Here is a 10480-nt window from a genome sequence, read left to right as displayed (position 1 = left end):
AGCTTTACCTTCTGTGCTTCCTCGCATCCGATCACTTATTTGGGGGCTACGCCTGTGTTCGTGGACTCGGAGGTGGATACTTGGAATATGGATCCTGTGTTGTTGGAAGAGGCTATTAAAGATCGTATCGAGAAGACGGGAAAAACACCGAAAGCGATTGTACCGGTGGCCTTATATGGGATGCCTTATAAGGTGGATGAGATTATGGCGGTCGCTGATCGGTATGGGATTCCGGTCATTGAGGATGCGGCGGAGGGTTTTGGCTCTCGTTATGATGGACGTATGTTGGGTACGTTTGGAAAATATGGGGTGTTGTCGTTCAATGGGAATAAGATGATTACGACCAGTGGTGGTGGTGCGTTGATTTGTCCGGACGGGGAGGCTAAGCAGGAGATCATGTTCTACGCTACGCAGGCTCGGGAGGCTTATCCGTATTACCAGCATGAGCGGATCGGGTATAATTACCGGATGTCGAATATTTGTGCGGGTATCGGGCGTGGTCAGATGACGGTGGCTGACGCTCATGTGGCTCATCATAAGCATACGTGTGATTTATATCGGGAGCTGTTGAAGGATGTGAGAGGGATCACCTTGCATGAGAATCCTTCCGGTCGTTTTGATAGTAATTATTGGTTGAATACGATTGTCTTGGATCCTTTATTGAGGGTGAAAGGGCAGGAGAATGCTTATCAAGCAACGGTACAAGGTGCTGTTGGTGGTGCGGGTGGCGTGACTCACGTAGCGGTTAACGCACATACGGATTGCGAGCCGAATGCCAATGTTGAGGCGATGCGTGTGGGACTTGATGCGATGGGTATAGAATCCCGCCCTTTGTGGAAGCCGATGCATAAGCAACCTGTCTATAAAGATTGCCCGGCTTACGTAGCGGTTAACGCACATACGGATTGCGAGCCGAATGCCAATGTCGAGGCGATGCGTATGGGACTTGACGCGATGGGTATAGAATCCCGTCCTTTGTGGAAACCGATGCATAAGCAACCTGTCTATAAGAATTGCCCGGCTTATGTGAATGGGGTGAGCGAATCTTTGTTTAAGGTCGGGTTGTGCCTGCCTTCCGGCCCGTATGTAACGGATCGGGATATTGAGTATATCGTTGGAGGTATAAGGGGCTTGATTGAGCGTTGATTTTAACAGCTATTCCATGAGTTAAATTCGTTTTACTGTGTAGGCCTAAGTAGAGGCTAATCATAAAGATTTTATTTTTGTTACGAGGAGGGTGTGTCATTTTGATGCACCTTTTTTTGTGTTTGGTAGAAAGTTGCAAGTTGAACAATGTGGACGCTTTGTTCTTGCCATGTGACTATGTTCGTCGTTATGGAGACGGCAAGGATGCTGAGATAACAAAGCCGTCTCAAACAGCCGCTTAATTGTTAAAGAATAAGAAATCTGAATTTTGTTCAGAAAAACTGGTATGGTTAACCTGTTGATAAATACTGGGTACGCTGTATTGGTGGTTCACGCTTGCAAAAAAAGTAGACTAAATACTGTATTATAATCAATAATGATTATATTTGTTTCTGTAAAAGAAAAAGATTATGGATACAACGGTGAAAATAGCGGATAGTTATATAAATTTATTGTCTTCGTTTAGCGATGAGATAAAGTTGCGTGTCATTCGTAAGCTTTCAGAGAGCCTTTTGAGGGGTAAAAAGAAAGAGACATCCATACAAGATTCGTTTGGCGCTTGGGATGATGACAAAAGTGCAGAAGAGATTATTGCTGAAATTAATAAAGCACGTGTTTTGGGAACGCGATCTATTGAATCTTTTGACGAATGAGGCGTTATCTTTTAGATACCAACATATGTATCTTCTATATGAAAGGGAAATTTCATTTAAATGAGAAGATTGATGATAAAATGAAGCGATATTGCTTTATTTCTGAAATTACTATTGCCGAACTTCTATATGGAGCTACTTGCTCAAATCGAAAGGATAAAATGTTGAAAGAGGTAGAATCTTTTATCTCGCAGTTTACAGTTTTACCAATTTACGGTTCTTTGCTTATGTTCGCTGAACTAAAAAGCACATTGAGATCTCAAGGACTTTTAATAGATGATTTTGATTTGTTGATTGGAGCTTCTGCCGTAGCAAATGATTTGATTTTAGTTACAGAAAATGTAAAGCACCTAGAACGTATTCCTCATCTTAAAATAGAGAATTGGATTGATAGAGCGAAGATTTAATTGATAATCTATTCATTTAATTAAAGTTACTTCATGATAGGAAAGATATAATGGAGCAAGTAGCTATTGCCGCTCGAGAAAGTTCACTTAGAGTGGAGATGGAACTGAAACGAAGAATGCAGGAAGTGAGAGAAAAACTGAAGATATATAGATCGAACGAATCTAAATAGTGATTTGTAATGAAAGAGAAACGCCCTACACTTTGTATTGTTGCTGGTCCTAATGGATCAGGAAAAACTTCTACTACTGAACAATTATAATTATGCCCCCGTCTTTCTTTCCCTTAGGGAGGATGAGAGAGACGGGGGCTTTTTTATGCTTCTAAACATGGAATGATAATTGGTTGGGATTTGGATAATCGCTAACTTGTCGGCGCTGAATCCGTGAAATTCCTTGCAGATTGTAAGCACCTACTAAATCATTCACGTTATGGAAATACATCTTGATAACTATTTGCCGGAATATCCTTCCTTCGTTTCCGGTATTCGCCGTGCTCCCGATCGCGGCTATTCGCTTACGCCCGCTCAAACAGAAACGGCATTGATGAACGCGCTTCGTTACATCCCTGTTGAATTACATGAGAAGCTAGCTCCTGAGTTCATGGAGGAATTATTGACCCGGGGACGGATCTATGGTTATCGCTACCGTCCGCAGGGAGACCTGAAAGCGAAGCCTATCTCTGAATATAAAGGTAAATGTATCGAGGGAAAGGCCTTTCAAGTAATGATCGATAATAACCTCTGCTTTGATATCGCTTTGTACCCTTACGAGTTGGTTACGTATGGCGAGACTGGGCAGGTCTGCCAAAATTGGATGCAATATCGTTTGATTAAGAAGTATTTGGAGGAGCTGACCGAGGAGCAGACCTTGGTGATCGAATCCGGGCATCCTCTGGGATTGTTTCATTCCAAGCCGGATGCCCCACGGGTGATTATCACGAACTCCATGATGGTGGGAATGTTCGATAACCAAAAGGATTGGCATATCGCCGCCCAGATGGGAGTCGCTAATTATGGACAGATGACGGCCGGAGGTTGGATGTATATTGGCCCGCAAGGTATCGTACACGGTACGTTTAATACATTGTTGAATGCCGGACGTAAGAAATTAGGGATTCCACAAGATAAGGATTTGCGAGGCTATCTGTTTGTATCTTCCGGTTTAGGAGGAATGAGTGGCGCTCAACCTAAAGCCGCTGTGATCGCCGGTGCTGCCAGTATAATCGCCGAGGTAGACGCTTCCCGTATCGAGACACGCCGATGCCAAGGATGGGTCCAGCATGTGACGGATGATATGGGGAAAGCTTTCTCCTTAGCCAACGAGGCGATTCGTAAGAAAGAACCGATCTCTATCGCTTTTCATGGTAATATTGTGGATTTATTGGAATATGCCGATAAACAGGGGCTTTCCATCGACCTTTTGAGTGATCAGACCTCGTGTCATGCGGTCTATGAAGGTGGTTATTGTCCGGTAGGCGTGACGTTTGAGGAACGTACGGAATTATTGGCTCATCACCGGGAAGACTTTTGTGCTTTGGTCGATAAAACGTTGAAGAGACATTTCGAGGTGATCAAACGTCTGGTTGCCCGGGGTACCTATTTCTTTGACTATGGGAACTCCTTCATGAAAGCGATCTATGATGCCGGTGTACATGAGATTTCCCGTAACGGTGTGGACGAGAAAGATGGTTTTATATGGCCTTCTTATGTGGAAGATATCATGGGGCCGGAATTATTTGATTATGGGTACGGTCCTTTCCGCTGGGTATGTTTAAGCGGTAAGCCGGAAGATTTGATTCGCACGGATCATGCGGCTATGGCGTGTATCGATCCGACTCGAAGAGGGCAGGATATGGATAATTATAATTGGATACGTGACGCGGAGAAGAACCGTTTGGTGGTGGGTACGCAAGCCCGGATCTTATATCAAGACGCTGAGGGGCGCTTGAAGATCGCCCTTGAGTTTAACCGAATGGTACGTGATGGGGAGGTAGGCCCGATTATGTTGGGACGAGACCATCATGACGTGAGCGGTACGGATTCTCCATTCCGTGAGACCTCTAATATACGGGACGGGAGCAATGTGATGGCTGATATGGCGGTGCAGTGCTTCGCTGGAAATGCCGCCCGGGGTATGAGCTTGGTCGCTCTTCATAATGGTGGAGGGGTTGGTATCGGTAAGGCGATAAACGGAGGTTTTGGTATGGTTCTCGATGGTAGTGAGCGGGTGGATGAGATACTTCGTTCCGCTATGATATGGGACGTGATGGGGGGTGTCGCCCGTCGCTCATGGGCTCGTAACCCGAATGCGATGCGTACGAGCGCTACTTTCAATGAGAATCGTGGCGAACAGTATCATATTACCCTCCCGTATATCCCGGAGAAAGCGTTTATTCATGAAATCGTACAAACATCATTAAATAAAAAGGTATGAGTACTTGGAATAAGATTATGGAATGTGTCCCTAACTTCAGTGAAGGACGGGATTTGGAGAAGATAGATAAGATCGTAGCGCCTTTCCGGGCTAAGACGGGTGTTAAACTGTTGGACTATAGTAATGACGAGGATCACAATCGTTTGGTTGTTACCGTGGTAGGGGAGCCAGTCGCTTTAAAACAAGCCGTATTGGAGGCCATTGGAGTTGCTGTTGAGCTGATCGATTTAAACAAGCATAGCGGTCAACATCCTCGAATGGGGGCCGTAGATGTTGTTCCTTTTATACCGATTCGCGGATGTACGATGGAAGAGGCGATCGCCTTGTCTAAGGAAGTAGGGGAGGAAGTGGGCACTCGTTATGCCGTACCTGTCTTCTTATATGAGAAATCAGCTTCCGCCCCTTATCGGGAGAATCTGGCGGCGATCCGTAAAGGAGAGTTTGAGGGGATGGCAGAGAAAATCCATCAACCGGAGTGGAAACCTGATTTTGGTCCGGCCGAAAGACATCCGACAGCCGGTACGGTCGCCATAGGAGCCCGCATGCCTTTGGTCGCCTATAATGTGAACTTAGGAACGAATCAATTGCAGATCGCTACGGATATAGCGAAGAAAATCCGTTTCATCGGCGGAGGTTTACGTTATTGTAAAGCGATGGGGGTTGAGTTGAAGGAACGTGGTATCGTACAGGTCTCTATTAATATGACCGATTATACCCGTACGGCCTTGTACCGGGCCTTCGAGTTAGTTCGTATCGAAGCTCGCAGATATGGTGTTTCGGTGGTGGGGAGCGAGATTATCGGCTTGGTTCCTATGGAGGCGTTGATCGATACGGCCTCTTACTATTTGGGATTAGAGGACTTTTCTATGAATCAAGTATTGGAAGCCCGTATTATGGAATAGCGTATGGAGAATAGCAAGATATTAATCAGGAATGCTGCCCAGATCGTCACTTGCCATGGGGATAAGGCGCGACGGGGAGCGGAGATGTCTGATTTAGGCGTTATCGAGGATGGAGCCGTAGCGATGTCTGATGGGGTTATTACGCATGTAGGACCTACGGAGGAGGTACTTCGAAACATCCATGCGGAGGATTATTTGGAGATTCGGGCGGAGAACCAAGCGGTGTTACCCGGATTTGTAGATAGCCATACGCATTTTATCTTTGGCGGTTACCGGGAGGAGGAGTTCTCTTGGCGATTGCGAGGAGATAGTTATATGTCGATCATGGAGCGTGGTGGAGGTATCGTGAATACGATGAAAGCTACCCGTGAAAGTGATTTCGATACACTATGGGACAGAGGGGAAGAACGTTTGGATGAGTTATTCTCCATGGGTGTTACCACAGTGGAAGGGAAAAGTGGTTATGGTTTGGATTTGCAAACAGAATTAGTTCAGCTTCGTGTCATGTCGGACCTGAATGAGTCTCATCCGATGGATGTCGTATCGACCTTTTTGGGAGCTCATGCTGTTCCTCCTGAATTTGCCGGTCGTACGGACGATTATGTGGATTATATGATCGAGGAAGTTCTTCCTGCCATACGAGCCGAACATACGGTTACATTTTGTGATGTGTTTTGTGAGAAAGGCGTTTTCTCGTTAGAACAGAGTGAGCGCTTGCTTCGTGCCGCCCGTCATCATCGTTTTAAATTGAAGATGCATGCGGATGAGATCGTTCCTTTCGGAGGGGCGGAACTGGCGGCCTCCTTGAAGTGTGTAAGTGCTGATCATTTGTTACATATATCGGACACAGGCATCAAACGTCTGGCAAGAGCGGGTGTCGTAGCTACCTTACTTCCGCTGACTGCCTTTTCCTTGAATGAGCCGTATGCGCCTGCAAGGAAGATGATAGATGCCGGTTGCGCGGTGGCTTTAGCTTCCGATCTAAATCCGGGAAGTTGTTTCTCCGCCTCGATCCCGATGATGATAGCCTTGGCCTGTATCTATATGAAGATGACCCCTGAAGAAGCGGTAACGGCATTGACCATTAATGGAGCCGCAGCTGTGGGACGTGCCTCCGAGATTGGAAGTATCAGCGTGGGAAAACGTGCGGACGTGATCTTGCTGAAATACCCGTCTTATAAGTTCCTACCTTATCATGTGGGAATGAATCTCGTGGATACCGTAATTAAGGACGGGGAACTTTATATGATGTAAGATAAGAATTGTTGAATCATTTAAATCAAAATACTATGTTAGCAGACTTGACAATTAAAGATTTTTTGGCGGAAACGGCGGGTAGTGCTCCCGTTCCCGGTGGTGGAAGTATATCAGCCTTGAATGGCGCTATAGCGGCAGCTTTGACAGAGATGGTGGCCCATCTGACTGTTGGCAAAAAGAAATATGCGGAAGTGGAAGGACAAATGAAGACGATCGCTACCGAGGCGGCTATGATCCGTGAACGTCTTACTGAATATATCGATAAGGACAGCGAGGCTTATGATCGTGTATTCTCCGCTTTTAAGTTGCCGAAAGAAACGCCTGACGAACAGGTGATCCGTACGAATGCGATACAGAGCGCAACGAAGGAGGCGGCTATTGTTCCGATGAGGGTGGCGGAGGAGATCGGTTCCGTAATGGAGACGATTATCTATGTGGCTCACAAAGGTAATCAGAATGCCGTCACGGATGCTTGCGTGGCGATGATGGCTGCCCGTACTTGTGTATTGGGGGCTTTATTGAATGTCCGAATTAACTTAACGTCCATCCAAGACGAGGTGTTCGTCGGAATGATGCGGAAGAAAGCGGATGAACTGGAGGCGAACGCTATCCGTGTAGAGCAAAAGTTATTGGATTGGGTGAAGACTAAATTATAGCATATGAGCAATGTCTATTATGTGGGTTCCGAGCCTCTCTCTTTTGAGGGAATCGAACGGATACTTACTCAAAATATGAAGTTGGAGCTTTCACCCGAGGTGAAGGAGCGCATCCAGCGTTGCCGGGATTACTTGGATCATAAGATCGAGCAACAGGAGGGGCCTTTGTATGGGATTACTACCGGTTTCGGGTCCTTATGCAATAAGAATATCTCTCCGGACGAATTGAGTACCTTGCAAGAGAACTTGGTGAAAAGTCATGCCTGTAGCGTAGGGGATGAGGTTAGTCCGGTGATCGTCCGTTTGATGATGTTATTGAAAGCGCATGCCCTTTCGTTGGGGCATAGTGGCGTACAGGTGATCACCGTACAACGTATTCTGGACTTTTTCAATAATGACGTGCTTCCGATCGTGTATGATCGTGGCTCTTTAGGCGCTTCCGGTGATTTGGCGCCTCTGGCGAATTTGTTCCTGCCTCTGATCGGCGTGGGTGACGTTTATTATAAGGGCCGCAAACGGGAAGCGATCAGCGTATTGGACGAGTTCGCTTGGAAGCCTGTGAAGCTGAAAAGCAAGGAGGGGTTAGCTTTATTGAACGGTACGCAATTTATGAGCGCCAATGGCGTATTCGCCTTGATGCGTGCGTTTAGCCTGTCCAAGAAAGCGGATCTGATCGCCGCTTTATCTTTGGAGGCTTTCGATGGGCGTATCGATCCTTTCATGGATTGTATCCAGCAGATGCGTCCGCATCCCGGACAAATCGAGACCGGGGCCGCTTTTCGACGGTTATTGGAGGGAAGTGAGTTAATCGCCCGGAAAAAGGAACATGTTCAGGACCCGTATTCATTCCGTTGTATCCCTCAAGTGCATGGGGCTACGAAGGACGCTATCAATTATGTGGCGAATGTCCTGCTTACCGAAGTAAATTCCGTGACGGATAACCCGACGATCTTCCCGGAGGAGGATAAGATTATTTCCGGCGGTAATTTCCACGGTCAGCCCTTGGCGATTTCTTATGATTTCTTGGCGATTGCCTTGGCTGAGTTAGGAAATATATCGGAACGTCGTGTCGCTCAATTGATCATGGGTTTGCGGGGATTGCCTGAGTTCTTGGTCGCTAATCCCGGCCTAAACTCCGGTTTCATGATCCCTCAATATGCGGCTGCTAGTATGGTAAGCCAGAATAAGATGTATTGCTATGCGGCGAGCAGCGATTCTATCGTGTCCAGTAATGGGCAAGAGGATCATGTGAGTATGGGGGCGAATGCGGCGACGAAGTTGTTTAAGATCATGGACAACTTGGATCATATCTTGGCGATCGAGTTGATGAATGCGGCACAAGGAATCGAGTTCCGTCGTCCGGCTAGGACTTCCCCGATATTAGAGAAGTTCTTGAAGGATTACCGGAAAGAGGTGCCATTTATCGATGAGGATATTATCATGTACACGGAAATACATCGTACGGTGGCGTTTATTCGTAGGAAAGACTTTGTATATTAATTTTAGGAACACGGAGCACACGGAATACACGGATTTGTTTTGCGATATGTAATATTGATCTGTGCGATGCCGTGTATCCTGTGTGCTCCGTGTTCTTTTTGTATATTCGCCAACTATTACGAATGAAACTAAATGAGCGGATTTAATAATTGAGCCCGAACTGCCACAAAGGGATTACATTCATGTATCCTTGTTCGATATTGTCCTTTACAACGAAGCCGTTCTCTATTCCTTGCAGTTGCTTTTGCTTTTTATTTTTCCCTCCAACTTCGAAAGTATAGTCGGCTATTTGAAAATCCGATATAGGGGAGGTGATGACTTCTTGCTCCACACGTGTTTGATTCAAGAAGAATGTTTCTCTGATGTTCCCGATGTTGGATATTTCCTTCCCCAAATTGTACATAAGAGTAGGATTATCCAGATAAACTTTATCTACTTTGCCTAGCCCTCTGATGCCACCGACTCCATCGCGTAGTTGGGAGATTAATCCGGATTCCTCGAGATAAAGAAAGTAATCGGATAAATTGTTGCGACTCACTCCTAGCATAATCGCTATGCTACTCATATTCGGTTTGAATGGTACGCTTTGGGCAATGATGGTGAGCAATTGCTTTAGTTTTCGTGCTGTTGATATGCTCATTTCTGAATACTGCGGTATATCAACTTCCAACGTCGTGTTTATTACTTGTTGTAAGCGTATATGAAATTGGTCTTCTTTCGAGAACGGATAATACCCTTTCTCTAGATAGGATTGGAAATAGGCATAAGGACGGAATTTCTCGGGGAGTTCTATGCGGTGCTCTACGATATCGGCTAGTGTATGGGTCTGGATCTCTATGTTGTGAAACATATTAAGATATTCGCGAAATGAAAGCCCTTGCATAGAATAGACGATAGCCCGTCGGCTCAGGTCTGCCGATCCCTTGTTGATATCAAGGATGGAGGAACCTGTGAAGAATATCTTTAGATCCGCGTGATAGTCATACATCAGTTTTAGCTCGCGGGCCCAGTCCTTGTATTTATGGATTTCGTCTATAAGAAGATGGGTCCCTCCTCGCTTGACGAAGTCATCAGCTAAATCCACTAAGTGGTGGCTGGAAAAGTACAAATCATCAGCGTTGACGAACAAGGTCGTATTTCTGTTCAGTTTTTCTTTGGCATATTGCAACATCAAAGTAGTTTTCCCAACGCCACGCGGACCTACTAAGCCCAATAGCCGGTTGTTCCAATTAATGCGGTCGAACATATATCGATGGAATGAGGTAGGTGTAGTACGTAACATCGCATCGAAACTTGTTTGTAACTTATCCATATATTATAATGTTTTCGCAAATATACTAATTTGCACTGTGAATAGTGCATTTTTCGTAAAGAATTGCACTACTTGCGGTGCAATTTATGTTATCTTTTCTTGATTCTTGGTTGCGATCACCCGTTCTGTCGGGTGAAGAGCGAGAGCCGGAGCTATATAGCCGTGGATACGATGTATGACTATTCCTTTTTTTGTATATTCGCCAACTATTACG

Annotated in this window: 9 protein-coding genes; 8 read left to right on the top strand and 1 reads right to left on the bottom strand. The window is 45.7% G+C overall.

What is annotated here, in order from left to right; genetic code table 11:
• From QVP94_RS19280 to hutH, 8 genes are all read left to right on the top strand, one after another.
• On the top strand, positions 1-1146 hold a 1146-nt coding region (locus tag QVP94_RS19280), incomplete at its 5' end, for a DegT/DnrJ/EryC1/StrS family aminotransferase (protein WP_288213324.1).
• Between the two features lie 410 nt (positions 1147-1556).
• Complete coding sequence (locus QVP94_RS19275) at positions 1557-1799, top strand: hypothetical protein (RefSeq protein WP_005859159.1); 243 nt, start codon at positions 1557-1559, stop codon at positions 1797-1799.
• A complete protein-coding gene (locus QVP94_RS19270; RefSeq protein ID WP_005859157.1) occupies positions 1796-2206 on the top strand; it encodes a type II toxin-antitoxin system VapC family toxin in 411 nt (136 codons plus the stop codon). Before QVP94_RS19275 ends, QVP94_RS19270 begins: the two co-directional genes overlap by 4 nt.
• A gap of 429 nt (positions 2207-2635) precedes the next feature.
• Entirely contained in the window at positions 2636-4639 is a 2004-nt protein-coding gene (gene hutU, locus QVP94_RS19265) for a urocanate hydratase (RefSeq protein WP_022193268.1), read from the top strand.
• Positions 4636-5541, top strand: a complete 906-nt coding sequence (gene ftcD, locus QVP94_RS19260) for a glutamate formimidoyltransferase (RefSeq protein WP_022193267.1) — start codon at positions 4636-4638, stop codon at positions 5539-5541. Before hutU ends, ftcD begins: the two co-directional genes overlap by 4 nt.
• A 3-nt stretch (positions 5542-5544) precedes the next feature.
• The gene (gene hutI, locus QVP94_RS19255) at positions 5545-6795 is read left to right on the top strand and encodes an imidazolonepropionase (protein ID WP_005859151.1); all 1251 of its coding nucleotides are present in this window, start codon (positions 5545-5547) and stop codon (positions 6793-6795) included.
• A 35-nt stretch (positions 6796-6830) separates the two neighbouring features.
• Entirely contained in the window at positions 6831-7454 is a 624-nt protein-coding gene (locus QVP94_RS19250) for a cyclodeaminase/cyclohydrolase family protein (protein ID WP_008772697.1), read from the top strand.
• Positions 7455-7457: 3 nt separating this feature from the next.
• Positions 7458-8954 (top strand): histidine ammonia-lyase, encoded by a 1497-nt coding sequence (gene hutH / locus QVP94_RS19245; protein WP_022193266.1) that lies wholly within the window; start codon positions 7458-7460, stop codon positions 8952-8954.
• Between the two features lie 142 nt (positions 8955-9096).
• On the opposite strand, the gene QVP94_RS19240 is transcribed toward hutH, so the two are convergent.
• Complete coding sequence (locus tag QVP94_RS19240; RefSeq protein ID WP_005867817.1) at positions 9097-10266, bottom strand: ATP-binding protein; 1170 nt, start codon at positions 10264-10266, stop codon at positions 9097-9099.
• Positions 10267-10480 lie beyond the last annotated feature (214 nt).

This window comes from Parabacteroides sp. CAG:2 (assembly GCF_000436315.1).
Taxonomy (GTDB): domain Bacteria; phylum Bacteroidota; class Bacteroidia; order Bacteroidales; family Tannerellaceae; genus Parabacteroides; species Parabacteroides distasonis.
This window is presented reverse-complemented; position numbering and strand designations above follow the sequence as displayed.

Bases quoted from the DNA above. Each gene is read 5' to 3' on its own strand.
- hutI (WP_005859151.1), top strand. From the start codon at position 5,545: ATGGAGAATAGCAAGATATTAATCAGGAATGCTGCCCAGATCGTCACT.
- QVP94_RS19275 (WP_005859159.1), top strand. From the start codon at position 1,557: ATGGATACAACGGTGAAAATAGCGGATAGTTATATAAATTTATTGTCT.
- hutU (WP_022193268.1), top strand. From the start codon at position 2,636: ATGGAAATACATCTTGATAACTATTTGCCGGAATATCCTTCCTTCGTT.
- QVP94_RS19250 (WP_008772697.1), top strand. From the start codon at position 6,831: ATGTTAGCAGACTTGACAATTAAAGATTTTTTGGCGGAAACGGCGGGT.
- ftcD (WP_022193267.1), top strand. From the start codon at position 4,636: ATGAGTACTTGGAATAAGATTATGGAATGTGTCCCTAACTTCAGTGAA.
- QVP94_RS19270 (WP_005859157.1), top strand. From the start codon at position 1,796: ATGAGGCGTTATCTTTTAGATACCAACATATGTATCTTCTATATGAAA.
- hutH (WP_022193266.1), top strand. From the start codon at position 7,458: ATGAGCAATGTCTATTATGTGGGTTCCGAGCCTCTCTCTTTTGAGGGA.
- QVP94_RS19240 (WP_005867817.1), bottom strand. From the start codon at position 10,266: ATGGATAAGTTACAAACAAGTTTCGATGCGATGTTACGTACTACACCT.